Raw genomic sequence first — 26,381 nt, forward strand, 5'->3', positions numbered from 1 at the left:
TCGTCGTTCGGAGGCCGCCTCATGCGATCGTTGCACGCTGAAGATTTTGCCGACGACGACGATGTGGCGGAGATGGACCGTCCCTTGTTCGATCCGCTGGTTGCGCTCAATAGCTGCGTTTATTTCGCCGCGTCGTTGCAGCTTGGCGCCGTCTGGTGGAAGGCCACGCTGATTGCCGTGATCATCGCCGTCCTGACCTGGCAGCATTACGGGCATCGCGCGCTAGCGCGGCTCGGGGTGCTCCTGCTGGTACTGACCCTTGCGCTGTGGTCCGACATCCTGCCGCCGGTGCAGCAATGGCAGGCGCTGATCGCGTCGATGACAGGCCGCACGGCCTGATCCTCCGTCACGCTTGACGGCAGGGATAAGGCCGCATTCTCGCTGATAGCGAGAGGGCCTGTCAGATGGAACCAGCATCGATCCGTTATAAAAATCCCGGCGCCATGTGGGGCAATGCCCTGGCGATCAAGTGGGGCGCCGCGCAGAAGGCCGTCACGCTCAATGACGGCAAGGGCCAGGGCAACAACATCGCCGTGTTCCCCACCTATGTGCAGGGCATCTGCGCGCAGCTCGACCTGTGGCGCACGTCGAAGAGCTATCGCAACAAGCGCTTCGCCGACGCCATCGCCACCTGGTCAGGGCACAATGAGGTGCCGTCCTACATCGCCTTCTGCAAGAAGCGTGTGCCGGGCCTGACCGAAAACACCATCATGAACGACACCTTCTGGAAGAGCCCGTCGGGCATCGCCTTCCTCAAGGCGCAGGCCTGGCACGAGGCCGGCAAGCCATATCCCGCCCCGGATGCCGACTGGATCGAGGCGCAGCGCCGCGTGTTCGCCGCCGCGCCGCCGGCCAAACCCGTCACGCCCGTGGCGGACACCACCAAGGCAGCCGGCGGCGCCGTCGTGGCCGTCACGGCAATGGCTGGCGTGCAGGCCGGCTGGCCGCTGTGGGTGTGGCTGGCACTGGCCGCTGCGGCGATCGCGCTCATCGTCGGTGGCTACTACGCCGTGCACTGGTGGCACAACCGCAAGGCCGCCGCGGTCATTGCCGCGCCGGTTGCGGAGCCATCTGCGGCGACCGCAGACGCGCTGCCGGCGCCGGCCGCGCTGTGGTCGACGCCGGAGGTGATGGCGACTGCGAAAGTCAAGGCCGTGCCGAAGCGCAAGGTATCGAAGAAAAAGACCACGAAAAAGCAGGCCGCCTGAGATGGCCGGCCTCGATCTCGGCAAGTGGTCATGGATCGCCGGCATGGCGGTCGACTTCGGCCTGCCGGTGCTCGGCACCGCGCTGGGCATTCCAGGCCCGGTGTCGGCCTTCGCCGTCAACGCCATCAAAAACGCGCTCAACCTGCCGAAGTCGGCCTCGGCCGATGACGTCAGCACGGCGATCGCCGCCGATCCCGACACGGCGCGCGCCGCGCTCGAGGCCGCGCAGTCAGACGTCGCGGCGAAGTACGCCTATCTGACGCGCCTGGCGGAAGTGAGGGGCGAGGTCGACAAGACCAACATCGCCGAAGTCAACGAAACCATGCGCCGGGAAATGGGCAGGGTGTCGTGGTGGCACTGGCGCCACCTGCTGGGCTACGTCATCGGCTTCCACATCCTCGCCTTTCCGGTGGCGACCTTCGCGGTGGTGATCTTCTCGTCGCCGGAAAAGACCAACGCCATCCTGAATTTTCCGCTCGTCGGCATTCTCGGCATCGGCGCCGGCCTGCTCGGCTTCGTGGCCAACGACACCACCAGGAAGGGGATGGCCGCGATGACCGGCGAGGCGCCCGAAGGCGTCGTCGCCTCGACGGTGCGTGCCGTGACCGGGCGGAAGAAGTAGCCGGTGGCGCGCGGAAAGCTGGACATCGCCGAGGTGACGCCGGAGCAGGAGGCCTTTTGGGTCGGCTTGACGTCGCAGCGCGTCGCCAACCTGTGGGCCGCTGCCGACGACTGGGCCGACCTGTCGCCGGAGGCCAAGGATTTCCTGCGCAAGGCGGATAAGGCCAAGATCAAGCAGCTCGACGCCACCATCAGCTTCATGAACGCCGCCGGCATCATCGGCAAGTTCCTGTGGATCGGCGCCGCCACCCTGTTCGGCCTGTTCATCGGCGTGTCGCAGCCGTGGAAGGCGTTCGGCGAGTTCTTCACGGTGAAGATCAAGTAAGCGCTGTGCCACAGCCGTGCGACAAACGCCGGAAATCGGCGGAAACGGCCCGCAATGCGACACGTAAGCCGTTGATGGATATGGCGAACAAGGTATCTCTTAATCATCGGGTCCCAGGTTCGAGCCCTGGTGCGCCCACCACCCCTAAAGTGCTGATGCACAAGGGGTTTTGAGAAACACCTCCAAGTCAAAACGAGAAAAAACGGCTCCGTGCCACGCGGTGCGACAGAATCTGTCGCAAGCCGTGCGACATGTGTTTCGACATAGAGTTCTCTTCAGTTCGGGTCGAAAGATCTGTCAGCGGCGGATGGTGCGCGTGCTCCGCGCTTTGCGGTCAAGCCCCGCAATAAAAAAGCCGGCATTGCTGCCGGCTTTTCGTCATTCGTGATCGCTGCGCCGTTCAATGCACGGCGTGCAAGGTTGCTTCTTCCTGCCGGGCGATGGTGCCCTTGACCGCGGTCTGCACCTTCTCGAAGGCGCGCACCTCGATCTGGCGGACGCGTTCGCGCGACACGCCGAACTCGGTGGCGAGGTCTTCCAGCGTCATCGGCTCGTCGGCGAGGCGACGCGCCTCGAAGATGCGCCGTTCGCGCGGGTTGAGCACGCCGATCGCGCCGTTCAGGGCCTGCCGGCGATGATCGAGCTCTTCGTGCTCGGCCATCACGGCCTCCTGGGTCGGGGTGTGATCGACCAGCCAGTCCTGCCATTCGCCGGCTTCGCCGTCGTCGCGGATCGGGGCGTTGAGCGACGCATCGCCGCCGAGGCGGCGGTTCATGTCGACCACGTCCTGCTCGGTGACGCCGAGTCGCTTGGCGATGATCTTGACCTGGTCGGGGCGCATATCGCCCTCATCCAGCGCCGAGATCTTGCTCTTCGCCTTGCGCAGGTTGAAGAACAGCTTCTTCTGGTTCGCGGTGGTTCCCATTTTGACAAGGGACCACGACCGCAAAATATACTCTTGAATAGAAGCCTTGATCCACCACATGGCGTAGGTGGCCAGACGGAAACCCTTCTCGGGCTCGAACCGCTTGACCGCCTGCATCAGACCGACGTTGCCTTCGGAGACGACTTCGGAAATCGGCAGGCCATAGCCGCGATAGCCCATGGCGATCTTCGCCACGAGTCGCAGATGGCTGGTCACCAGGTGATGCGCCGCGTCGCGATCGTCATGTTCGCGCCAGCGTTTGGCGAACATGTATTCCTGCTGGGGTTCCAGCATCGGAAACTTGCGGATCTCGGCGAGGTAGCGAGAAAGTCCGGATTCTCCGTTGAGAACCGGGAGTGTAGCTGTACGGGCCAATTTCGCGCCCTCCAGTGGTTCAGGCCCCCGATAGCGGCGGGCCAGGCAGACGGTCGCTTTGTTAAAGCCGCCCGCGCTGCGAAGTTCCGCGTTGGATATTCAACGCAGGTGCAACATACACTGAACTACGGGCGTAGTGGAAGTGAATTCCCTGTCACGTTCCGGTGTTGCCGCCATAAGCTTATGAATTGCCTAACTCTTTTTGATGCATCTGCGTCATTCCGTCGCCCTCAGGCGATCCCGCAATAATGCCAGATCGGCCGGCAGGTCGCTCAGCCACTCCAGAATCTCGCCGCTGCGGGGATGTTCGAGGGTCAGCATGTAGGCGTGCAGGGCCTGGCGGCCGAGGTCGGACAGCGCCGGCCGGCTGAGCGGGCCAAGCGCATTGGCCTTGGTCTTGAAGTGCGGGCCGTAGACGCTGTCGCCCATCAGGGGATGGCCGATATGGCCCATATGCACGCGGATCTGATGGGTGCGGCCGGTCTCCAGCCGACAGGCCAAAAGGCTCGCCACCGGCTTGCCGTGGCGGTCGTTGAAGGTTTCCGTCACCTCCCAGTGGGTCACGGCCTGCCGGCCGGTGTCGCGCACCGCCATCTTCTCGCGGGCATGGGGATGGCGGTCGATGGGGGCATCCACCGTGCCGGTCAGCCGCTTCGGCACGCCCCAGACGAAGGCCATGTAGCCGCGGCGCATCTCGTTGGTGCGGCCGTGGTCGGCAAACTGCTCGGTCAGCGATTTATGGGCAGCGTCGTTCTTGGCGACCACCATCAGCCCGGTGGTGTCCTTGTCCAGGCGGTGCACGATGCCCGGCCGGCGCACGCCGCCAATGCCCGACAGGGTGGCGCCGCAATGGGCGATCAGCGCATTGACCAGCGTGCCGGTCTCGTGGCCGGCGGCGGGATGCACCACCAGGCCCTTGGGCTTGTTGATGATGACGATGTCGTCGTCCTCGAACACGATATCGAGGGCGATATCCTCGCCTTCCGGCTCCGGTGCAACCGATGGCGGCACGTCGATTGTGATCGTATCGCCGGCATTCACATGATAAGCGGGGTCGCGAACGGGGGTATCGCCGATCGTGACCTGACCGGCGAGAATCAGCGCCTTCAGCCGCGAGCGCGACAGCTCCGGGCTGCGCACGGCGAGCACCCGATCGAGCCGGATCGAGCCTTCGTCGCCCAATACCGTGACGTCCAGCCGTCGATCGTTCATTCCCGCCGCTTCCTGAGTCAAAGAGTTTTGCATGACCGAACCTGTTACGCCGGATCCGCATCCCGAACAAACCGCAGCTCTGGTGGCACGGGTGCGGAAAATGATGCTGATTGCCGGCCTCACCACCGCCATCGGCGTCGGCGCGCTGCTCGTGGTCATCGGCTACAAGCTTTTCAAGGCCGAGGGAAGCACCACGGCCGCGGCGACCACCACGGCCACCTTGCCGAAAGGCACCAAAATCCTCTCCACCGCCGTGGCCGGGGACCGGCTGGTGCTGACGCTGGACGTGGCCGGTTCCATGGAAATCCGCACTTACGACGCCAAAACGCTGAAGCCGGCCGGCATCATGCGCTTCGCCAGCGAGCCCTAGGCGCGTGCCGGGGAAGCTCCCGGCATCGTTTCCGCCTTCCAGGGGTTTTAGCCGCCAATGGCATCTTGCAGAGGCGGTCTTTGCAAGGTATTGGCTACGCCCACGCTCCCTTCGTCTAGCGGTTAGGACGTCGCCCTCTCACGGCGAAAACAGCGGTTCGATTCCGCTAGGGAGCACCAATTATTTCAATGGCTTAGCAGCTGTCTCGAAATTTCGTCTAATATCCATCGAATGAACGCTGTGGGATCTGTGGGCCGCTTTGGTCGACCGCTCCTTGCCGATCGGCCGTCCTAATCTTGCAAAAGCCAGTATCTGCCCTTTGAAACGGGCGTGGTGGTCTGCCACAACCGGCTTTTAGTTACCTAAGGCCGGGGGGGTCATGGTGGAATTTCTCAAGAATCTACCTTGGTGGATTACTTATCGATTGCCCGGATCGATCTTCGAATTTCCCCGACAGAGCATGCCGGCCGGATACCTTCGCCGAGTGAAATGACAATGCAGTAGGAAAGAAGGTCAGTTTCCAGACCGCGCGTCATCCTGACCAAGTCCAAAGAAAAGTGCTAGGCATTTCCGTAGTCGGTTGATCGGCGGCTACGCTGCCTGCTCCATCGCCAGGGCGCTTGAAGCGGCGTCTTCATCGAGCAAAGCGTCCCAGTTGCCCGTCGCTAAATAAGCGACTGCGCGCGCCTTCATGTCAGCGCTGGCCTGCGTGCCCGAATCCATAAGGGAAACGTTGAAGGCAACCCGCTCGGCGCGATCCCGCAGCGGCTTAGTCGCGAGCATGAAATTATCGACGGTGGTATACTTCGATCTGTTGACCTTCCACTCCATCGAGATTTTGCGCACAGCGTCCCGAAGGATCTCAAATTTCGGAAGCATCCAGGCATCAAGCTCCGCATTGGTCATGGTGATCTACCGCCGTGCGACACAGCGCGACAATTCTTGGCGCATATCGTGATGGGTCATTGACGGAGGACGACGTCCGCAACCGATGCCGCCTAGTTCACGACGAGCCGCAATACGACCACTGCGATAACTCCAACGATGACGACCGCGATCAAAGGCAGTCGCCGCGCGGCGAGTATCGTTATCAAGGCAGCGACTGTTTCGGCCGGTCCGGTCGTGAGCACCGCTGGGGCGATGACGGATACGAGGACCGCCGCGGGGATCTCGTCGAATGCCACCTTGGCTCTGCCTTTGAGTTGAAGCTTGTCTGCAAAGAAAATCCCGCCGATCCGCGTGGCATATGTCACGATAGCCATGCCGACGATGGCAAGAATGGTCGACGCGGAGACGCTCATGGCGTCTGCTCGGGAGCGGCAACATAAACCGCCGCAATGCCTGCGATGGTCCCGATCAGGACGTGCCATGGCGCGCCGATGGTCACGAACGCGATCGCCGAGGCAACCGCACTGGAAACCACAGCACTTGCGGTGCTCTTTCCCTTCCAGAAGCCGGCGATAAGGCCGATGAAAAGCGCCGTAAACGCAAAATCGGCACCGAGGCGCCGAGGATCTCCCAAGAACGCGCCAGCAAGCGCACCAAGCGTGGTCCAGAAGACCCAATTTGTGTAGAGAACCCCGCCCATCGTGAGAAAATAGGCTGGGGTCAGTGGTTTCGCTCGGACGCGCCGTTCGCTCAGGGCCCAGTTCTCATCGGACAGGACGTAGAACCCGAGCAGCCGCTGCAAGGTTGTGAAAGAGGCAGTTTTCGGCGCCAGGGACGCGCTCATCAGCAGGTTGCGGAGGTTGACCAAAAGGGTGGAAAGCACGATCGCCGCGACGGGAACCGGCTGCCCCCAAATCTCGATTGAGGCAAACTGTGCGGCGCCGGCACAGACCGTGGCCGACATCAATGCGACTTCTATCGGCGAGAGTCCCTTTCCCACGCACAGTGCGCCAAACAACAGACCTATCGGGATCGCTGCGACGGCGGCCGGAAAAATATCGCGCAGGCCATCGCGGATTTCGTCGCGTGGACGAGTTGAAGCTACCGAGCCGGCTGTTGGCATTGCGGGCCTTTCTTCGCATCTCACGAAAGTTAGAATTCACGCAAGAAATCCGCAAGCACCGGTCTGCAAGCGTTCCTAGATCTTCATCTTCAGTCGATATGCATAGCTGTCGCCGCGGAACAGGCCCTCGACATATTCCAGCATCCGGTTGGTTGGATCATAGGTGCGGCGCTTGATCAGCAGTGAGGGCAGTGGCTCGGTGAAGCCGAATATCGAGCACTCCTCCTGATCGGGCGAAGTTGCTTCAATCGTCTGTTCGCAATGATCCGGCGGGGCGCCGTGCTCGGCGAGATAAGTATAAACCGAACCTGATAGGTCGGCATGTTCTAGGCTTTGGCAGGCATCAAGGCTGTACCACGCGACCTCGCGCGACAGGGGGATGCCATCTCCGAGACGCACGCGGACGAGCTTCAGAAACCGCGCTGTCGATGGTAGTCCGAAGATGGATGCGATCAATCGGTCGCTGACAGCCTGTCGCTCCAAAATCTTTGACGAGGGCGTGCGGCCGAGCTCTTTCATCTCCTGAGTAAAGCCCTTCAGGCGGTTCATGCCCGGCTCAAGAACGGTTTCCGGCTTCTGAACGATGTATCCGAGGCGACCGTGAGCGGCGAGCAGCCGCCGTTTGCGTAGCGCATCGTAGCAATGCTGCACTGTGGTCCGACTCAAGCGCAATTCAGCCGCCAGGTGGCGTTCTGCCGGCATCGTCGCGCCAGGAGCCAGCCGACCTTGCTCGATCATTGCTGCAAGTTGTTCTTCAAGCTGACGATAGAGCGGCATCGCCGTGTCTTCGCGGAGCTTGAGAACATCAATCAGGCTCTTGGGCTTTGGCTTGGAAATTTTGCTGCCGTTCAATTTTCTACATAACCGTTATAACATTGAAGGAAAAATAACCTGACAACGGGAGAGTTACACCAATTATCCTTGCCAAATCAATCTACGGACGGTCCATGCGAAGCAATATTCATCTCTTTGTCGTTGGTAGTTTTGTCGCTGCAAGTGCCGCCAAGGTCGAGAGACTTCCCAAACCCGGCGAATCCTTGACGGCGCACGCCTTTGCTCTGGAGCCTGGCGGCAAGGGTTTCAACCTTGCCGTTGCATGCAGGCGATTAGGCGCCAACGTGGACGGGGTCCTGCCGGTTGGCGACGATATGCTGTCCGGGCTTGCGGTGCCAGCGTTGGAACGCGCCAGGCTCCCTGGTGAGATGCTCCGCCGCCTTCCTGGTGCAACAGGCGCGGGCATCGGTTTCATCGATGCTCAAGGAGAGAATTGCCTGGCAGTTTTTCCGGGCGCGAATGGGCGCCTTGGCGCGGACGATGTGCGTGAAAAGCAAGCTGCCATCTCAAAGGCAAATATAACTCTGGCGCAGTTTGAGGTTGGTGATGAGCCAATCATCGCGGCTTTCGAGATCGCGCGCGAAGCGGGCAAAACGACGCTTCTCAATCCCTCTCCGTTTCGTAAACTGGACCATCGGCTTCTCGCGCTGACAACCATCCTGGTCCTCAACGCGAGTGAGGCTGCAGATATGGCTTCGGATCTGGCTGGAGCAAGCAGATCACCTTTTGATGCTCATGGGCTTACAGAGATCCAAACCTTCGCCGAAGCCGTGATGACGATGGGCCCCGCGATCGTCGTCGTGACACTGGGGCAGGGAGGCGCCGTCTTCTGCCGCAGCGGGGACCTGCCCCTCCACCAGCCGTGCTTTCCGGTTATCGCGATAGATACGTTGGGAGCGGGCGATGCTTTCGCAGCAGGGCTCGCGGTAAGCTTGGCTGAGGGGCAGCCCCGGGAAGAAGTCATGGCCTTTGCGAGCGCCTGTGGTGCCGTTCTCGCCAGCACCTGGGGTGTTTTCGATGCCTTCCCGGACCGGGCGATCGTCGATGCCTTCCTGCTCGACCATTGTTGACTAACGCGGCGACGCCCCACCAGCCCCAACGGGCTTCTCTTCCTCCTTATTCTCTCCACCGGCGGAAATTTAAAGACGTGGCTTGTTTTGGACCTCATTTGGATATTTAGTGGGTTCTTATCGAAGGGGCTGTTGTGAGTGCAGGTTCGGGCTTGGATACCTGAGCTGCTCGACGGATCATGGGAGGCAAAAGCATCCGAAATCCGAAATGAAGTGTTCGCACGCGCGATGTCTCCACCGAACGGTTGATGTGCTGTACTCGCGTTTTGAACGGCGTCGCGCCTGGTCCGGCTCTCCGTTTGGCTGCGGGAGCAACGTGGTGAAGTTGTAACTGATGTCTCGCGTCGCACGGCAACGGTTACAGACGAATTTCAGAACTGAACTGCAACAAGAATAGACATGGGGCTTTCTTCGGCCCCAATAATCTCAGTGCAAAAAACTGGATATGACATTGATCAGACCTGAACTTTTGTTCGGCGTTATAGACATGATTTACGCGGCAGCTTTCGAGCCGTCGCAGTGGCAGGTCGCTATCGATCAAGTTCGCGTCATGTTCCATGGCTCCGCGGCGTGCTTCGTCCGGAGCGGTCCGGACCTTGTGCCGACCGATGTCATCAACGCAAATCCTGATCCCACGTTCCAGCGTCGCTATATCGAGGAACATGCGGGGCGGTCCGACATCTATACCAGTGCGCTGGAGGCCGCTCCGGTCGGGTTGATTTACAGCGATAGCGAATTGATCGGCAATGACGTCTTGCGGCGCAGCCGCTTCTGGAATGAATGGATGGCGCCGCAGGATATGTATAGCGGTCTCGGTAGCAAATTGTTGGAATTTGGCCCGTCGTTCTGGTTCCTCGACGTTCAGCGCGGGCGCAACCAGCGGGCCTTTGACGCCGCTGATGCCGAATTGCTGCAATTCGTCGGGCAGCACGTCGCACGCGCGGCCGAGCTCGGCCGCAGATTTCAATCGGCGCAGATGTTGGCGTCAAGTTACGCGCACCTGCCGTTTGGCGTGCTGCTCGTCGATGCCCATCTGCGTATCGTGCATATGAACGAGGTAGCCGAGGATATCCTGATGCGCCAGGGAAGTCCGCTGCGGGCGAAATCTCGCGTGCTGGCAACAGCGGATGCCAGAAGCACGGTTACCCTGCAGAAGCTCGTCGCGGACACATGCGCTGTTCATAACGATGTCGCGCCCGGTCTTGGTGGTGATCTTCTGCTTCGCGCCGGCGAGGCCGACGATCCCGGCATCGATATTGTGCTGAGCGTCGGGCCGGCGGTGGGCAAAGGTGTATCCCGGGGCGGGCAGCCGCGGCACGCCGTCATCTATCTGCGCGAGATGTCGTTGGCGTTGCCCAGCGGCTTCGAAGATCACGCCCGCAAACTGTTCGAACTTACGCCCACTGAAGCCCGGCTTGCAGCGGGGCTTGCCAGAGGTCTGACGTTGAAGGATGCCGCGATCCATCAGGGCATTCGCTTCAGCACCGCACGTTTCTATCTCAATGACATCTTCCGCAAGACCCGTACCAATCAGCAAAGCCAGTTGGTCGCGCTGCTGAAGAGCACGCAGCCGCTGATCCGGCGCGGCTGAGTCTGCCGGCTGCGTGGCCGCTTTGTCACAGCCGATCGCAAAGTACCTCTGCCCCTAGCATATGTGAGGTGTTAGCGCCCGCCATCTTCGGAAACATTCGCTGCAGTCGCGCCGCTTGTCGGCGCCACGCAAAAAATGGGGTGAGGCGATAATGAAGAAGAGTCTGGTCACGGTTTTGGTACTTGGCATCGGTGCGGCCGGCGCTGCGCACGCAGCATCGAGTGACGACGTAGCGGCGCGGCTCACTGCGCTGGAGAAGGAAAATGCTACTATCCGCAAGGAAAACGCGGCGCTGCGCCAGAACAAGTCCCTGCGCGAGCAGAATGCAACGCTGAAGTCATCGACGGCGGCCACGCCTGTCGTGGCGGCGCAGCCGGGAGCCAAGCGCTCCGATCCGTTCGGCGCGTTCGCGGCCGATCTGCCGCTGGCCTACAAGGCGCGGCCGGTCGAATCGGCCGGTCAGTTCCGGGTATGGGGCGAAGGTGGCGCGATCTGGAGCGGCGGCGATCGGCTCGCGTCGGATTACAGCCTCCTCGATTTTAGCGGCTTGGGCGTCATAACCGGCGGCGTCAGTGTGCCTGGATCGTTCGATCTTACTCCCAAACTGGGCTGGGAGGCGGCGGCTGGCTTTGACTACCGCTTTGCTGCTTCGCCCTGGCATGTCAGCGGTCAGTTCCGTTACGGCGAAGGCAAGGCTTCCGGCTTCGCATCGTCCGCGGCTACGTTAGATGCGGCACAGCTTGCACAGCTTGCACAACAGCTTGGAGGGGGGGCTTGCTCTTGGTGGCGGCGCCAGCGCCAGCGCCAGTCAATCGTTCGGGGCGACGTACAAGGAAACGCACTGGCTGGCCGATATTGCTGTCGGGCGGGATATTCTCGGCGACGGCGCGTCCGCGATGCAGGTGAAATTCGGCCTGCGCCTGGCGGAATTCGTGGGCCAGACGAGCACAACGCAGAAGACCAATAACACTCAAAACTTCGGTAGGCCGGTTGCTTTTGGCGGCGGGGGGGGCTTATCAGTCAATTCTCAGTGAGTTCGACGGAAGCAACAGATCAGCGAAGCAGTTTTCTCGGCGCCGGTCCGCGTGTAGGCATTGAAGGCTCCATGCCCCTCGCGGGCAACTGGGCGTTCGACTACCTCGGCGATGCCGCCGTGCTGTTCGGAAACCAGAAGCTGGTGAGCACATCTACGAGCACGAGCGTCGTCGATCCGTCCTTTCTTGGTGGCGGCGGCAACTTTATGAACAGGTCGACCGACCAGCGTTTTGCCACCGTGTTTAACGCGGATATCCAAGTCGGCGTGTCCTACTGGATGACGCCAAACGTCAAGCTCAGCGCCAGCTACCGGCTGGATGCCTATTTCAATGTGCTGAACCAGAGCGTCGACCCGGACACCAAGCAGACCACCGATCGCTACATCCACGGTCCGCGCCTTGGCGTGAGTGCGACCTTCTAGGGAGTTTCCGGCGAAGGGGATGCCGGTTCGCGTGACGACGACGCGTCATAACGGGAATCCAGAGCTTCCGTTCGGACTTGATCGGAATGGAAGCTCTCGAGCCTGTCGCGGGCGGGAAGAGATGCATGTTCGCTCGATCCTGTTCTGCGGCAAGCTACAACTCTGATGCGTCCATTCGTACGGCAGCGATCTCAAGCGAGCGTCTTCGACCATCAAATCAAATGTAATCATCGACGGGAGTTACCCATGTTCAATGCAAGCCGGCGTCTTTTCATCGGAGCGTTCGCATTCGGGGCGACAAGTGTTGCAGCCAGCCGGTCGATGGCAGCACCCAGCGATGGGCATGCGGCTGGCTACGATGTGGCGCCTGCCTCGGACTTCGTGCGCACGATTCCGCGGAAACCCGGCGATCCCGTGATCTTCACCGCGTCTCTGGACAAGGCTCCGATCAAGGCGACGTCGGGCGGATGGGCGCGCGAGATCACGACGCGCGGATTGCCCATCGCGACCAATATCGCCGGGGCGCATCTGTTCATCAACGCGGGCGGCGCACGTGAGATGCATTGGCATAACTCCGCGGAGTGGGCCTACATTATCGACGGAAGCTGTCAGGTCACCGTCGTGGATCCGGAGGGCGTGACCGAGGTCGTGAATCTTGGGCAAGGTGATTTATGGTATTTCCCGCGGGGGCATAGCCATGCCATCCAGACGCTCGGCGCAAAACCCTGCCACGCGATCCTTGCGTTTGACGACGGCCTTTATTCCGAGCACGGAACTTTTGGAATCAGCGACTGGATGAGCCGCTACGATGCGGCCTCGCTCTCGCAGGCATTGGGTGTGTCTGCGAGCGCATTCACGACGGCTCCGAAGGCCGAGACCTACATCATGCAAGGCGAGGTGCTGGCTGTCGATGGACCGCAGGCGCGAATGGCGCGGTCGCTCGATCGCAATCGGAGCCACCGCTATGCGCTGATGGCACACAAGCCTAAAGTGGCCACCGCCGGTGGTGAACTCTACATCGCGTCGGAAAAAGAATTCCCACTCTCGACGACGCTGACGGGAATGGTTTTGAAGCTCAAAGCCGGAGCGATGCACGAACCTCACTGGCATCCTGATGCCAACGAGTGGCATTACGTGTTGAAGGGGCGAACTCAGGTCACACTTTTTGGAACCGACAAGCGTGTGGCCACTGCTGAATTGTCCGCAGGTGAGTGCGCCTATATTCCTCGCAACTGTGGTCACTCGATCAAGAATATCGGTACTGAGAACGCTGAGATGGTGGGTGTTCTCGATAGCGGAACCTATCGCGAGAGCAGTCTGGCCGATTGGGTGACCAAGGCACCGCGGCACCTGCTGGCGAACAATCTCGGTATTGCTGAAGCGGCTGTACCGTCGTTCCCGCGCTCAAGAATTATCGTGCCCGCGGCGGCGGGACCAAGCACCTGAAACGATCACATCAAATGCAATCTATCGACGTCGTGCTTCAGGCTCTGCAGATTTGTAGAAGCGCAGCTTGCGTTGGTATGATTTTGGATGCTTAATGGCTATTGTCGAGATTTGTCGTCGTCGATGGCCGGGCGTCATTGACGAACCTGGTGGCTGGTCGTTGGAGAAGACTGGTGGCGGTGATCTCCGGAGTTCAGGCAACGCCGAAAATTTCAACACCTTAGGGTGCTGATCGAGCCGGAGGCTTATCGACGACCTAAGCGGCTTTGACGATAGAAAGCGTAGCTGAAATGCCCAAGCCAGGCTCGACGAGCGCCGCCAGCGTAGCAGATGATCCGACAGAGCCCCAACTTATCTCCGATGCCATGGCGAGTCAGTTCACCGGCGTCGCGTCGAACCAATCATGGTCGCCATGAATGCGTGACTTGGGGATGAGCTTTGGAGACGTATGGTGTTGTTTGAGCCGTTTCGGATCAAGAATGTCGACTTCAGCAATCGCGTGCTTCGCTCATCAATGGGCGGACGAAACGCGTATTACGACGGGACCGTGTCTCCGGCCTGGACGCATTTCGAAAAACGATTTGCCGAAAGGGGCGTCGCCGGGATCATTTCGGCGACGATCAGCGTGAACGAAACGCGCATGTCGCCCCTCGAATATCCGGCGTTGCACAGCGACCGTTTCGTGCCGCCGCTGCGCAATGCGATCGGCGAGATTAGACAAGCGGGCAGTGTGTCCGGCGGGTGCAAATACATCATCCAGCTTGGCGATACCGGTGCGGCGACGCATACCAGCCTTCGGCCTCAGGATGGTGATCGGCTATCCGCCTCCTGGTTCTTCGATCTTCTGTACGGCTACCACAACAGCGCGTTGCCGATGAGTTCCGCACAGATCAAGGGGGCGATCCTGAATTTCAAGCAAGCCGCTCGGCGTGCTGCTGAGGCAGAGTGCGATGGCATCGAGATTACTGCGTCCAAGGGATATCTGATTCACCAGTTTCTCAACCCGGCAACCAATCGACGCAAGGACGCCTATGGCGGTTCGGTCGATAAGCGCTTCCGGCTGCTGCGGGATATTGTCGAAGCCGTGCGTGAGGCAATCGGCACGAATTTCCTTTTGGGCGTCCGCCTGTCGGCCAAGGACTTCAATTTCCTGCCGTTGAATCTGCGATTTCCTCCGGTGTGGCCGCTGCGGCAATACATCATGGGCAACGGACTGCCGGAAACCACATACTATGCACGGCAGCTGCAAGAGCTTGGCGTGGACTACCTGCACGTCGATAGTGGATTCGGCTTTCCCAATCCGATGGGAAGCCCGGGAGATTATCCCGACGAGGGCTTTCTGACCTTTGTTAATGCGACGCGCTATCTTAGTCGCAAGGCGAATGTTCGCGCCGGCATCTTCAATATCACGCCGGCCGCGATAAGAAAGAACCTGTTTGGTATCGGTTGGCGCTTTCGACCGGCGGCCAATGCCGATTTCGCCGCGGCCATTCGCGCCGAAGTCAGTATTCCCGTTATCACCAATGGCGGTTTTCAGGATCGCGATACGATCGATCGTACGCTTGCCGCAGGCAAATGTGACATGGTTGCGATTGCGCGCCCGCTGCTTGCGAATCCGGACTTGCTCGAGCAATTCGCACGCGGCGTGAAGCAACCGGATCGGCCTTGCTCCTTCTGCACGCTCTGTTGCGCCCAAACCGCCGTATTCCCCTTGGGTTGCTATGATCAGCGGCGCTTCGCTTCAACCGAAGCGATGATGGATCAGGTTCTGGCATGGAGCTCACCGAACGCGCCATTCTCGTTGCAGGGAACGCCGTTGACCGACGTATCGGAAAGCGCTGCGGGGAATTAGCAATGGACGGAACAGCATTTCGATCGGCAACCGAGCTGGCTGGTCTGATCAAGGCGAAAAAGATCAGCTCCGAGGAGTTGCTGGACCTCTATCTCGCGCGCATCGACAAGCACAACGCGCGCGTCAATGCGGTTGTCGCGACCGACATCCCGGGTGCGCGAAGGCGCGCAAGGGCCGCCGATACAGCACTGGCGAAGGGAGACGTCTGGGGCCCGTTGCACGGCGTTCCCGTCACGATCAAGGACAGCTTTGATCTCGCGGGCATGCCGGCAACCTGGGGGGTGCCGGAACTGAGGGATCATCGGCCGGCAACCAATGCACTGGCCGTGCAGAGATATATCGATGCCGGCGCCATTGCATTCGGGAAGACGAATGTCGCCGCCTATCTGGTCGGCTGGGCGACGCAAAATGAAATTTATGGCACGACAAGCAACCCTTGGGATCTTGACCGGTCACCGGGTGGCTCATCGGGCGGAGCGGCAGCGGCTCTGGCTGCAGGCCTCACCGGATTGGAGCTCGGTGTGGATTTCGGTGGCGGCGTTCGCAACGTCGCTCACTATTGTGGAATCTTCGGGCATAAATCGACCTATGGCATTACCAACTGGTCCGGTCACGTCATGCCCGGCATTGGCAGCAAGCCGGACCTCTGTGTCGCGGGGCCGTTGGCGCGGAGTGCCGACGATCTGAAGCTCGGCCTATCTCTGATCACGGGACCCATGCCCGAGGATGCTGTTGGCTGGAAGTTGAGCCTGCCGCCGCCGCGTATGAAAGATCTGAGCGAGCTACGTGTCGCGGTGATGCTGGACGACCCAAGCTTCCCCGTCGATCACGAGGTTCAGGAACGCCTCCAGGCCGTTGTCGATTTTCTTGTCAGTCGAAAAGCGAAGGTCAGCGAGCGCGCGCGTCCCGCGATCGATCCGGCGGTAGCGTTCCAGATCTTCGGTGGCCTGCTGATGGCCGGCCTCGCTACCCGGCAGCACGACGAAAAATTTTGGACCAGGCTGGCCCACTTGCGCGCGCGGTTCCTGACAATGGATGACGGCAAGGGCCCTGCAACCGAGAAGGTGTTCACCCACGCGGATTGGTCGGAGCTTGATACGGCGCGCAACCGGCTGCGTCAGGCTTGGCGTATGTTTTTCAACGATTGGGACGTGTTGTTGTGCCCGGCGGCGCCGACCGTCGCTGTTCCGCATGATCCGAAACACGCATGGCATGAGCGCAAGGTGATGGTGAAGGGGAAACCCACGTCTCCCGCCGACCCGACATTCTGGGGCGCCTATTTCACCGTCGCCCATTTGCCTGCGACGGTTGCGCCGGCAGGCCTGTCAAAAAGCGGGCTCCCAGTCGGCGTGCAAATCGTCGGTCCAGAATATGGCGATCTCACCTGCATCGAGGTGGCGCGGTTGCTCGAGCGGGAGTTTCAGGGCTTTGTGCCTCCCAAAGGATGGGATTAGCTTTGGTCGCCAAGATCACACGAACAGCAATGGTCCACTGACCCAGGCAGGCAATCAAATGCGACCCGAGACTCTCTCTGATATCATTGGCGCCGTTTACGACTGTGTGCTCGCGCCGGAGAACTGGTACCGCGCATTGCCACTGATCTCAACCTTTGGGGAAAGTGCTGCAAGCTCGATCGTGATCCAGGGCCGCAGTACGGTCGATGCTGCCAGTGTGTTTGAACATGGTGCCGAGCAATCATTCCTGCGGTTGTATTTCGAGAAGCTCGTCGCATCGCGATTGCCGGCGACGCATTCGACGACACTCGACAATGTCGGCGAAGTGGCCACCATGACGGTGCTGGCGGGCGAGCGCGAGCCGCTCAACAGCGATTTCTACATGAAATGGGTCAGGCCGCTCGGTCTGCGCGACGTCATCGGTGTGCTGGTCCTGAAATCTGGAAGGCGCGTGGCGTGGTTCTCAGTGACGAGATCCAGCGTGCAATCTCGTTTTACCGAGGAGGATCTGCAGCAGATGTCGCTGCTGTCGCCGCACATCTGCCGGGCGTTACTTATCTCGGATGCTTTGGATCTGCGCACCATCGCAGCCTCGCGCCTCGAACAGACCGTCGATCATCTCTCGACAGCCATTTTTCTCACCGAAGACGATGGTCGCATCTCCTATATGAACAGTTCTGCCGAGCGCATCCTGAAGGCGGGCGGCACCCTCAAGTCGACGAACGGCCGACTGATGGCCACGGATGCCGGGGCGCGGGATCGCCTCGCGCACGCCTTGGCGCAGAGCGTCGTCGGCAAGGCGCCGCGTTTCACAGGGAGGCATGCAGTTGCGCTGCCGGATGAGGAAGGCGGCGGTCTGATCGCTAACGTCCTGCCGCTGCGATGGCGAGACGGTCGCAACCCGCTGATGCCGTTGCCGGGGACCGCGGCTGTGTTCATCCAGGATCCCTCCGACGCGGCGCCACCGCTCACGCAAGCATTTGCCACGCTCTATGGACTGAGCGCGGCCGAAGAGCGCGTGCTCGAGAAAATTGTGAGAGGGCAAACACCTCAGGAGGCGGCGGATGACCTGGGCATCGGCTTCGCTACCGTAAAAACTCATCTGCTGAAAATCTTTGTCAAAACCAACACCGGACGCCAGTTGGAACTGGTTCACCTCTTCGAGAGATTGAAGCCACCGGTGCGAGCCAGACGGGAGTGACAGGATCTGGATTGTGATGGCGGCTGCCGACGCCGTTCGCGCTGCTGGGTGGTCGTGTTGCAGTGTGGCTGCATCATCGTTGGCCCAGCCAATGCGTCTTCGACCATGATGCGATGCCGTGCGAACTTACTAAAGACGAGTCGAAGCCTGAAGGTAAAGAACTCGCCACCGTGATTCCACCGAACGGTTGATGTGCCATCGGTTTATCTCCCCCAGTTTCTGATGCGGTTAATCGAAATGGGAGAGCGACAAATGCAGTCCGGAATTATTCGCCGAAACCAAACGACAGATACATGCGGGAGCGTGATTATCCACTCGCCCACTCTGGCCAAAACAGATTACTCGGACAGCGCACCGGCAAGCAGTGCCATCATTTTTGTCGCGCCGCTGCGTGCAATCTTGCGGCTTCCAGCGACATGGTGGCAACGCATCCGCTTCAGAGCGCAGTTGCGCGCGGATATGGTAGATGCAGCCGATTTTCTCCATGATATCGGTATCGATTTGTTCGATGCGCAAGTCGAAGCGATGCGTTTTTTCTGGGAACCGGTCACACTGATGCGCCCGCAATCGACCTCATCCGACATCGCACCTGGAGTTGGGATAGCACCTAGTCTTGGGATGGACAGCCTTAAGATGGACAGCCTTGGGATGAGCAATGAACAATGAACAATGAACAATGAACAATGAACAAGGATCTGCGATCGGGGAAGGGGCGCGCAAAGTTGATATCAAGGCGAATATTGCGCAGGCGTCGCGCTCCGAATCGAAGTCAGATCTTGAAGTAGGCTGATCGGTATTCAACGTGGACAATTCGGTATTCCGCGTCGATTGCCGAATTTGCCGTCTCGATCTTTCCGGCGCCATCGGCGATGGCGTCAGCCCGGAACCCGACTTGATCGCGTTATTCGTCATACGCATTCGAATGCGCAGCAGTCGGGTCGGTTGTACTTTGGCAACACACCGCAGAAAACGTTGGGCGGGAAGCTGATACCACCCTGGTCTCCACCAAACGGTTGATGCGCCACCGGCGTCTTGTCCGCAGTTTCGCTCCCGCATAACAAGGGGAGCGATGCGTTGTCACCCATACTCATTCATTCGACGACGATACGACGTCGTGGCCGCCAGACGAGGACCAACGGCCCGCATCTTGCCGTATTCTGTGGCGTTGTCCTTCGTGCCGGCGCGGGCGGCGACTGCGGCGCAGATATAACGGCTGTTCGGAATATACATTTTCGGCCGGCCAAGCTTGCAATCGGTGTCCTCGTATCCGCGGCGCTCTCCATGTTTGTCCTGGCGCTCGCTCCAGCGCCCGCTACCGCGCAATTCGTCTGCGGCCAGGCGGGCTCGGGCAGTTCCGCGGGCGCCACGGCAGGTAGCGCCGGCGATTCGGCCTGCGGCCCCAATGCACAAGCGCGTGGCATAGGCACGGCGACAGGCAATTCCGCCAACGCGACCGGCGGCAACGCCACGGCGACCGGCAACAACGCCACGGCGACCGGCGAATACAGTACGGCGACCGGCGATACCAGCAGTGCGACCGGCGTGTTCAGCACGGCAACCGGTCGGTCTAGTGCGGCACAGGGCGTGGGCAGCACCGCGACCGGTTCCAGCTCGAGGGCGACAGGCGACTACGGCACCGCGACCGGCTATGGCAGTTCAGCAAGCGGCGATTCCAGCACGGCAACTGGCCGCACGAGCAACGCAACCGGAACCAACAGCGTCGCCTATGGTGTGAGAGCCGCAGCGGGAGATAACTTCGTCGGCTCTGGGTTTCAGAATGCCGGGACGACGGCGATCGGCGGCGACTCACAGGCCGGCTCTACGGGCGCTGGACAAACCAACGCGACGGCGCTGGGTTACCAAGCAATGGCCAATGCAGTGAACGCTACCGCGCTTGGCAGTGGAACAACGGCGACCGGCGACAACAGCACAGCGGGTGGTGTCGGCAGTAGCGCGACCGGTGCCAACGCGAGCGCCTACGGACAGGGCAGCACTGCGAGCGGCGACTTCAGCACGGCGAGTGGAGCTTCCAGTACGGCGAGCGGCCTCAATAGCACGGCGACCGGCGTCCTCGGCACAGCGACCGGAGACTTCAGCACCGCTAACGGCATCCAGAGTACGGCGAGCGGAAATTCCAGCACCGCGAGCGGCGCGTTCAGTAGGGCGACGGGGTCCAGCAGTACAGCCTATGGGACGCAGAGCACGGCTTCAGGCGACTTCAGCACTGCGACCGGTAACGCCAGCACAGCTAGCGGAACGGCCGCGAGCGCTTATGGACTGAATAGTACGGCGAGCGCCGACCGCGCCACCGCAGTCGGCCAGGCGAGCGTGGCCAGCGCAGTGGGCGCGACGGCACTCGGCTCCAGCGCCCAGGCAACCGCAGCAGGCGCGGTCGCGGTGGGCCAGAATTCGGCGGCCACTGGTGTCGACGCCATCGCCATCGGTAACGGTGCCATTGCGACCGGATCGGTCGCGGTGGGCGCAGCCGCATCGGCCGCGAACGGGGGCGCCGCTTTCGGTGACGGTGCCGTCGCGACAGGTTCGCTCGCAACCGCGCTCGGGCCTAATTCCCGGGCACTTGCGGCCAATTCGGTCGCGATCGGATCCGGCTCGGTGGCGACGCTGGCCAATACGGTGTCGTTCGGCACCGCAGGCAATGAACGGCGGCTCACCAACGTCGCCGCCGGCATCAATCTAACCGACGCGGTCAATATGAGCCAGCTCTCGGGTCTGACTTCAGGATTCCAGTCGCAAATTTCCAGTTTGCAGTCGCAGATCGGGGACAACCGCACCGAAGCACGGCGCGGCATCGCCGCCGCCGTCGCAACGGCAAGCGCGCCGATGCCCTCCGCACCGGGCAAGACGACGTGGCAGGTGCGTGGTTCGGTGTTCCAGGGAGAAGGTGGATTCGGCTTCGGTGTTGCGCATCGTCTGAACATGGCTATCCCACTCAGCGTGGTTGCCGGCTACGGCAATGGAGGCGGCACTCAACACACGGCTTATGTCGGTCTTGGCGGCGAGTTTTGAGGCGCATACGGGGAGCGTGGTGCAAGGTCATGCGTGTCGTGCGCCTTGCTCTCGTTGCGATCGCGGTGGCATGCGCTCTGCCTTGCGGTCCAGCGCGAAGCCAGACGTCCAAGCCGGGCCAGCACGAGGCGACGGCAAAGCCGGCGCAGATTGACCGCAATGGCGTGCTGATCTTGATCCGGTCCTCGCTGCTGGCACTCGATCAGGCCAACAAGACCGGCAACTACACAGTGTTGCGCGACCTCGGCGCGCCTGGTTTTCAAACCAACACCGCCGCGCGGCTCGCCGAAATCTTTGTCAAGCAGCGCAACGACAATCTCGATCTGTCCGGCGTCGCGGCGATCGATCCGCAACTCACCTTGCTGCCGCAGATCGAACCGAACGGCCTGATGCGCATGGCCGGCCTGTTTCCTTCGGTGCCGTCGCAAGTCAATTTCGAACTCGCCTTTGCGCCGGTGAACGGGCAGTGGCGATTGTTCGGCATCTCGGTGTCGATCGGCCAGGCGGCGCCTGCCGCGCCGGGGCCACCCACGCCACAAGCACCACCAGGCGCCGCGATGCAGCCGGCCGCTCCGGCGGCGAAAAATCCTGCGCCAGCCGCCGCGCCCAAGGAGGCACCGAAGCGGCCGTGACAATGCTTGCCGATCCAACAGTGGCGGCTGTCGGAGATTCCTCGTCACTTGCTGCGCGTCTGGTGCCGGCGCTGCGACCGCACCGTCGAGATCCAGAAGTCCGACGCCGAGCGCTTGTACGACCCGCACGCTGCTTGAAAGGACCTCGGCCGCCAGGCTGAAGAACGAGCTGGCGCGTGCGCAGAGTTTTAATCGCTTCGCATTTGATAGTTTCTCATCCGTTTTTGCGATGCCGCCGTGACGCGCAATGAGATTCAAATTTTGATCTACGTTGTACGTCACACGCTGCATCACGCATCATCATCGAACTGTCATGCGATCACGCAAGGACGAAGCACTGCGGATAGAATGCGAGCGCAGTGTGCAGTAAAGACCGTTTTCCTGCTGCCGTGCTGATTTGCCCTGGCTGAACCCGGCGCATTTCCATTCCAACGCGAGCACCAATGATGAGCGGCACCCTTACTGGACTTCGCGACAAAACCGCATCGAAACCGATCGCGGTGAGCAAGCCTGGAAAAACGTGGAAACCGCTCCGGTTGGCTCCCCTCCATTTTCAGGCCAATCCCAATCCCATGAAGGGCAGGCGGCTCAGCCACAACCAGATTGAGCAGTTTGTCCAAGCGTCCGCAGTTGATCCGAGCATCATCGACTGCAAGATCGATTGGGACATCAACGGTTTCGTCGTGACCTTTCCGTCAATGAGCGATGAGCATCATGATGCGGATATTCGACTGGTAACACCGGTCAGAGCGCGAGGGACGGTTACTCCGACCGGCCCGTGCTGAAAAAGCCGTTCAAATATGAGGAACTCGCCGCGATACTTTCCCGCATCGAACTCGCACCGGTTGAGCGATAGTCGTTAAGGGACGGGCGGCATTGTTACGACCGGAGCATGGGGGTTCATGTTTCAATATGAGGAAGATTTCCACCTCGACTGCCTTTGATTCATGTCAACGCGGCGTTACCAAGAACGCGGAATAAAGTATCGCGGGATGCATCCAAGCCCTTTCCAAGCTTCGGAAGCTTCCGACGTCGTAGCCAATCGGCGATTGCGGCTGATCCGAATAAGGGAGATTCAGATATGTCACTTTGGACCATCATTCTGATTATTCTGGTGATCGCGCTGCTGGGCGGCTTCAGTGGAATCGGCGGCGGCCCTTTTTATGGTACAGGCTATTATGGGGGCGGCGGACTCGGACTCGTCATCGTCATCCTGGTGATATTGCTTTTGCTTGGCAAGCTTTAAACCGCGAAGATATCGCCATGGTGGACTGTGAGTTAGCGAGCAGGCTGATGGGCCTGCTCGAAACTAGTTATGAATTCGACTTCGCTTTTGCCCGGCTGAACAGCGCACGCGGCAAGACGGTCATTTTAGCTCATGAGGAGATTCGTGATGAAGGGATTTGTACAAAATATCGAGGCGCTGGCGACAAAGAACGCAAATTTTAGGCGCGTGCTCTATACAGCAAAAAGCTGCCAGCTTGTCGTAATGTCGCTAGATCCTGCTGAAGAGATTGGTATGGAGGTTCACAAGCTGGACCAGTTTTTTCGTGTGGAGGAAGGATCTGGAGAAGCTGTCCTCGATGGCGTCCGCAGTCCGATCAGCGCCGGCTTCGCTGTGCTCGTTCCTGCTGGAACCAAGCACAACATCGTCAATACGAGTGGAGCTCCACTGAAGCTTTACACGCTCTATGCTCCGCCAAACCACCGTGACGGCGTCGTTCATCGCACGCGCGCGGATGCCGAGAAGGACAACGAGCATTTCGATGGTAAGACGACGGAATAGGAGAAGTCTCCAGCATAATGCTCGACGTTCAGGTCAACAATCGGGCCGACGCTCGAGGGTCAATTCTCGCGCAGTTCCGACCGAGAGCGACGATTCTGGGAACGCGCGCCTCGGCCCGAGCAGGAGGTGAGGAAGCCCAAGTTGAAACCGGCGCGGATTCCGGCGCCAAGGCGTTTGTTGTCCCATCGGTCTTGCTGCAGCGGCTGCACGACGAGGCGCCGCGGGATCACGTTACCCTTGGCTGGCTAATGAGCCGCATGAACGGGCGCTCCTTCGGTCGAATCATGCTGCTGCTCGCTGTGGTCGCTATTGCACCGGTGTCTCGATCGTAGCCGGCCTGCCGCTCATGATCGCCGCGTTGTGCTGAGATTATCTCGGGAAGCTTGTCTATCCGCGCTGGCCCGCTCCGCTCGACGCCGTCCAAGTGTCTCGTCCGCACCGTCGTCGTGCTGTTCCTCTGAGCAACGTCGTCCCGCCCCCGTGATCGCGCTTATCCCGCTGGCCTAATTCGAGGAGGACGGGTTGTCCAGTGTCATCGTTCTGGCGGTCGAGTCTGCCGCAGTCTGGGAGACGATTATCGGCGCGGAAATGGATCTCCGGCTTGGTAGCTCATCGCGTCGTTTGGTCCTCAGATCCGCGGACTTTAATTGATCTCTGTCAAGAACCGTATGAGCGCAATCGGTCTTAGTGGGTAAGCCTCGTATTGAGGGCGCGTGTTCAATCTGAATATGGAGATACACCATGGACTGGAACCGAGTTGAAGGAAACTGGAAAGAGTTCCAAGGCAAAGTGAAGGAAAAATGGGGCAAGCTAACTGACGATGATCTCACCGCGATAAACGGCAAACGCGAGCAGCTTGAAGGCCGGCTTCAACAGCGATATGGGTTTGCAAAAGATCAGGTTCGCAAGGACATTGATAGTTGGTTCTCTTCCCTTAAGTAAGGTTGTTGATCGAGGCCGCTCATCGGCTTAGTCGATTTTCCCTTCAGCGGCCTCGCCTTCGCTTCACGATTCTTGCATTCGAAACCGTCAATTGGTGTCTTAGGTCGATGGCGCCATAAGCTAATTCGGCGAGCCGGTTTCCGGCACGCTGGGGTCGATGAGCCCGAATTGACGAGTGGTATCTGCATCGGCGTTGAGATGGATATAGATGCTTCACTTTCGCGCGCTGAACGCCCCGACGCCGTTTTTGTTTTTTACCGGCAAGGGCGGTGTCGGTAAGACCTCGCTTGCTTGCGCTACCGCCATCGCCCTCGCTGACCGCGGATTGCGGGTCTTGCTCGTTAGCACCGATCCTGCGTCAAACCTCGATGAGATGCTCGGGATTGCCCTGAGCGATAGCCCGACCCCGGTGCCGAGCGTCGCCGGGCTTTCGGCAATGAACATTGACCCGGAAGCTGCTGCCGAGAGTTATCGAACCCGTGTGCTTGAGCAACTTCGTCCCGAGACCACCGCTGGCGAGCGATCGACCGTGCGTGAGCAGCTCTCCGGCGCTTGCACCACCGAAATAGCCGCCTTCGACGAGTTCGTTGGACTTCTCGACGGCGATGAGGCGGGATTCGACCACATCATTTTCGATACCGCCCCGACCGGCCACACGCTGCGACTGCTTAGCCTGCCAAAGGCATGGACGGGCTTTCTAGCGGGCAATGACCGTGGTGCGTCCTGTCTCGGTCCGCATTCAGGTCTGCAGATGCAGGAGGACCGCTTTCGCCAGGCGCTTCAGGCGCTGGGCGATGCCAGGCGGACCACCATCATCCTGGTCACGCGCGCCGACCGGGGTGCGATCCGCGAGGCGGCCAGAACGTCCGGCGAGCTCGACGCGCTCGATCTCTCGAACCAGATAGTCGCCGTGAACGGACGCTTCCACGCCACGGACCCGACCGATGCCGTCGCAGTTGCGCTTGAGCGGGATCAGGACGAGGCCTTGGCCGACATGCCGGCGTCGCTGGCGAAACTGCCACGCGACGAAATCCCGCTGCTCGGTTTTGACATGGTCGGCCTTGCAGCGCTTAGGGCATTGTTGTCATCCTCCAATCCGCTGCCGCCGATCGCAAACGGGGAACAAACTGCCGGGCCGGTAGACCTGCCGGGCCTTGACCGGCTCGTCGACGACATCGCGCAAGGCGCCCATGGGCTCATCATGGTCATGGGCAAGGGCGGCGTCGGAAAGACGACGGTTGCCGCCGCCATTGCCGTTGGACTGGCCAAGCGGGGTCATGCCGTTCACCTCAGCACGACGGATCCGGCCGCTCATGTCGCTTTCGTCGTTGATGGCACAATGCCGAACCTGACGGTCGACCGGATCGATCCCCGGGTCGAGACGGAGCGGTATGTCGCAAAGATCATGGCGAGCCGCGGCCGTGACCTCGACGCGCAGGGCAGGGCGTTGCTGCTCGAGGATCTTGCTTCGCCATGCACCGAGGAAGTCGCCGTGTTCCATGCCTTTTCGCATGTTGTGGCGGAAGCGCGAAGCGCATTCGTGGTGCTTGACACGGCTCCTACCGGCCACACGCTGCTCCTGCTGGACGCGACCGGTGCCTATCATCGCCAGATGACGAGCCAGCTCGAACCGAGCGGAGCGGGTCGTATTGTTACCCCGCTGATGCGGCTACAGGATCCCACCCACACGAGGGTGATCTTGGTAACCCTGCCGGAGACAACGCCGGTTTCCGAGGCCGCTGATCTTCAGGAGGACCTGCGGCGGGCCGGTATCGAGCCGTTCGGTTGGATCATCAACAAATGCCTTGCCGCCTCGGGGACTCACGATCCGTTGCTGCGATTGCGTCTCGTTAGAGAGCGGACGCAGATCGCTCGCGTTCAGAACGGGCTGGCAAATCGAGCCTTCATGATCGGCTGGCGAACTAAGCCTCCGATAGGTGTTGGCGAACTTCAAACTTTGTCGTGAACGCTGAGGGACCGTTGGGTTGCCCATGGCCGCCTTTTGGCGGCGGCCGTTCGCCAGGGAGCGGCGTGGGGTCTGAC

Annotated in this window: 29 protein-coding genes and 1 tRNA gene; 24 read left to right on the top strand and 6 right to left on the bottom strand. The window is 60.6% G+C overall.

Features of this window, described 5'->3' with window-relative positions; all coding sequences use genetic code 11:
* The first annotated feature begins 21 nt into the window (after positions 1–21).
* The 4 genes from ACUXVA_RS15815 (at position 22) to ACUXVA_RS15830 (ending at position 2,154) form a co-directional block, all read left to right on the top strand.
* Entirely contained in the window at positions 22–339 is a 318-nt protein-coding gene (locus ACUXVA_RS15815) for a hypothetical protein (RefSeq protein WP_445486918.1), read from the top strand.
* Positions 340–404: 65 nt separating this feature from the next.
* The gene (locus tag ACUXVA_RS15820; RefSeq protein WP_445486920.1) at positions 405–1,208 is read left to right on the top strand and encodes a hypothetical protein; all 804 of its coding nucleotides are present in this window, start codon (positions 405–407) and stop codon (positions 1,206–1,208) included.
* A 1-nt stretch (position 1,209) separates the two neighbouring features.
* Positions 1,210–1,830: a hypothetical protein gene (locus tag ACUXVA_RS15825; protein ID WP_445486922.1), complete on the top strand. Its 621-nt coding sequence runs from the start codon at positions 1,210–1,212 to the stop codon at positions 1,828–1,830.
* A 3-nt stretch (positions 1,831–1,833) separates the two neighbouring features.
* Entirely contained in the window at positions 1,834–2,154 is a 321-nt protein-coding gene (locus tag ACUXVA_RS15830) for a hypothetical protein (protein WP_445486925.1), read from the top strand.
* Between the two features lie 400 nt (positions 2,155–2,554).
* On the opposite strand, the gene rpoH is transcribed toward ACUXVA_RS15830, so the two are convergent.
* On the bottom strand, positions 2,555–3,454 hold the full coding sequence (rpoH, locus tag ACUXVA_RS15835; protein ID WP_265079444.1) for an RNA polymerase sigma factor RpoH: 900 nt from the start codon (positions 3,452–3,454) through the stop codon (positions 2,555–2,557).
* Positions 3,455–3,670: 216 nt separating this feature from the next.
* Complete coding sequence (locus ACUXVA_RS15840; RefSeq protein ID WP_445486928.1) at positions 3,671–4,666, bottom strand: RluA family pseudouridine synthase; 996 nt, start codon at positions 4,664–4,666, stop codon at positions 3,671–3,673.
* A 31-nt stretch (positions 4,667–4,697) separates the two neighbouring features.
* Between ACUXVA_RS15840 and ACUXVA_RS15845 the strand changes: the two genes are divergently transcribed.
* A complete protein-coding gene (locus tag ACUXVA_RS15845; RefSeq protein WP_265079443.1) occupies positions 4,698–5,036 on the top strand; it encodes a hypothetical protein in 339 nt (112 codons plus the stop codon).
* A gap of 104 nt (positions 5,037–5,140) precedes the next feature.
* A tRNA-Glu gene (locus ACUXVA_RS15850) sits at positions 5,141–5,215 on the top strand.
* Between the two features lie 412 nt (positions 5,216–5,627).
* Here ACUXVA_RS15850 and ACUXVA_RS15855 read toward each other — a convergent pair.
* From ACUXVA_RS15855 to ACUXVA_RS15870, 4 genes are all read right to left on the bottom strand, one after another.
* Positions 5,628–5,942: a hypothetical protein gene (locus ACUXVA_RS15855; RefSeq protein ID WP_265079442.1), complete on the bottom strand. Its 315-nt coding sequence runs from the start codon at positions 5,940–5,942 to the stop codon at positions 5,628–5,630.
* Between the two features lie 92 nt (positions 5,943–6,034).
* The gene (locus tag ACUXVA_RS15860) at positions 6,035–6,337 is read right to left on the bottom strand and encodes an AzlD family protein (RefSeq protein WP_265079441.1); all 303 of its coding nucleotides are present in this window, start codon (positions 6,335–6,337) and stop codon (positions 6,035–6,037) included.
* Positions 6,334–7,047 (bottom strand): AzlC family ABC transporter permease, encoded by a 714-nt coding sequence (locus ACUXVA_RS15865; protein ID WP_445486931.1) that lies wholly within the window; start codon positions 7,045–7,047, stop codon positions 6,334–6,336. Before ACUXVA_RS15865 ends, ACUXVA_RS15860 begins: the two co-directional genes overlap by 4 nt.
* A gap of 75 nt (positions 7,048–7,122) precedes the next feature.
* A complete protein-coding gene (locus ACUXVA_RS15870) occupies positions 7,123–7,899 on the bottom strand; it encodes a GntR family transcriptional regulator (RefSeq protein ID WP_320109648.1) in 777 nt (258 codons plus the stop codon).
* Positions 7,900–7,994: 95 nt separating this feature from the next.
* On the opposite strand from ACUXVA_RS15870, the gene ACUXVA_RS15875 reads away from it, so the two are divergent.
* The 18 genes from ACUXVA_RS15875 to arsA all read left to right on the top strand — a co-directional run bounded on the left by ACUXVA_RS15875 (position 7,995) and on the right by arsA (position 26,304).
* Entirely contained in the window at positions 7,995–8,951 is a 957-nt protein-coding gene (locus tag ACUXVA_RS15875) for a ribokinase (protein ID WP_445486933.1), read from the top strand.
* Positions 8,952–9,402: 451 nt separating this feature from the next.
* Positions 9,403–10,542 (top strand): helix-turn-helix transcriptional regulator, encoded by a 1,140-nt coding sequence (locus tag ACUXVA_RS15880; protein WP_445486935.1) that lies wholly within the window; start codon positions 9,403–9,405, stop codon positions 10,540–10,542.
* 151 nt (positions 10,543–10,693) lie between these two features.
* Positions 10,694–11,509, top strand: a complete 816-nt coding sequence (locus tag ACUXVA_RS15885) for a hypothetical protein (protein WP_445486937.1) — start codon at positions 10,694–10,696, stop codon at positions 11,507–11,509.
* A gap of 63 nt (positions 11,510–11,572) precedes the next feature.
* Entirely contained in the window at positions 11,573–11,998 is a 426-nt protein-coding gene (locus ACUXVA_RS15890; RefSeq protein WP_265079436.1) for an Lpg1974 family pore-forming outer membrane protein, read from the top strand.
* 246 nt (positions 11,999–12,244) lie between these two features.
* Entirely contained in the window at positions 12,245–13,444 is a 1,200-nt protein-coding gene (locus ACUXVA_RS15895) for a cupin domain-containing protein (protein ID WP_265079435.1), read from the top strand.
* A gap of 448 nt (positions 13,445–13,892) precedes the next feature.
* Complete coding sequence (locus ACUXVA_RS15900; RefSeq protein ID WP_265079434.1) at positions 13,893–15,296, top strand: NADH:flavin oxidoreductase; 1,404 nt, start codon at positions 13,893–13,895, stop codon at positions 15,294–15,296.
* A 2-nt stretch (positions 15,297–15,298) separates the two neighbouring features.
* The gene (locus tag ACUXVA_RS15905; RefSeq protein WP_445486940.1) at positions 15,299–16,750 is read left to right on the top strand and encodes an amidase; all 1,452 of its coding nucleotides are present in this window, start codon (positions 15,299–15,301) and stop codon (positions 16,748–16,750) included.
* 58 nt (positions 16,751–16,808) lie between these two features.
* On the top strand, positions 16,809–17,951 hold the full coding sequence (locus ACUXVA_RS15910; protein WP_265079431.1) for a helix-turn-helix transcriptional regulator: 1,143 nt from the start codon (positions 16,809–16,811) through the stop codon (positions 17,949–17,951).
* A gap of 252 nt (positions 17,952–18,203) precedes the next feature.
* Positions 18,204–18,617 carry a DUF1127 domain-containing protein gene (locus ACUXVA_RS15915; RefSeq protein WP_445486943.1) on the top strand — a complete coding sequence of 138 codons (414 nt, stop codon included), beginning with the start codon at positions 18,204–18,206 and terminating at the stop codon, positions 18,615–18,617.
* Between the two features lie 408 nt (positions 18,618–19,025).
* Positions 19,026–20,978 (top strand): YadA family autotransporter adhesin, encoded by a 1,953-nt coding sequence (locus tag ACUXVA_RS15920; RefSeq protein WP_445486945.1) that lies wholly within the window; start codon positions 19,026–19,028, stop codon positions 20,976–20,978.
* 29 nt (positions 20,979–21,007) lie between these two features.
* Positions 21,008–21,610: a hypothetical protein gene (locus ACUXVA_RS15925; RefSeq protein ID WP_265079428.1), complete on the top strand. Its 603-nt coding sequence runs from the start codon at positions 21,008–21,010 to the stop codon at positions 21,608–21,610.
* Positions 21,611–22,056: 446 nt separating this feature from the next.
* Positions 22,057–22,395 carry a hypothetical protein gene (locus ACUXVA_RS15930; RefSeq protein ID WP_445486947.1) on the top strand — a complete coding sequence of 113 codons (339 nt, stop codon included), beginning with the start codon at positions 22,057–22,059 and terminating at the stop codon, positions 22,393–22,395.
* A 296-nt stretch (positions 22,396–22,691) separates the two neighbouring features.
* The gene (locus ACUXVA_RS15935; protein WP_445486949.1) at positions 22,692–22,856 is read left to right on the top strand and encodes a DUF3309 family protein; all 165 of its coding nucleotides are present in this window, start codon (positions 22,692–22,694) and stop codon (positions 22,854–22,856) included.
* A 47-nt stretch (positions 22,857–22,903) separates the two neighbouring features.
* Positions 22,904–23,059, top strand: a complete 156-nt coding sequence (locus tag ACUXVA_RS15940) for a hypothetical protein (RefSeq protein WP_265079425.1) — start codon at positions 22,904–22,906, stop codon at positions 23,057–23,059.
* Positions 23,004–23,396 (top strand): cupin domain-containing protein, encoded by a 393-nt coding sequence (locus ACUXVA_RS15945; protein WP_445486951.1) that lies wholly within the window; start codon positions 23,004–23,006, stop codon positions 23,394–23,396. Before ACUXVA_RS15940 ends, ACUXVA_RS15945 begins: the two co-directional genes overlap by 56 nt.
* Positions 23,397–23,413: 17 nt before the next feature.
* On the top strand, positions 23,414–23,728 hold the full coding sequence (locus tag ACUXVA_RS15950) for an exopolysaccharide biosynthesis protein (RefSeq protein WP_445486953.1): 315 nt from the start codon (positions 23,414–23,416) through the stop codon (positions 23,726–23,728).
* A gap of 409 nt (positions 23,729–24,137) precedes the next feature.
* Positions 24,138–24,338, top strand: a complete 201-nt coding sequence (locus ACUXVA_RS15955; RefSeq protein ID WP_265079423.1) for a CsbD family protein — start codon at positions 24,138–24,140, stop codon at positions 24,336–24,338.
* Between the two features lie 208 nt (positions 24,339–24,546).
* The gene (gene arsA / locus ACUXVA_RS15960; RefSeq protein WP_445486955.1) at positions 24,547–26,304 is read left to right on the top strand and encodes an arsenical pump-driving ATPase; all 1,758 of its coding nucleotides are present in this window, start codon (positions 24,547–24,549) and stop codon (positions 26,302–26,304) included.
* Positions 26,305–26,381 lie beyond the last annotated feature (77 nt).

This window comes from Rhodopseudomonas sp. RCAM05734 (assembly GCF_052658035.1).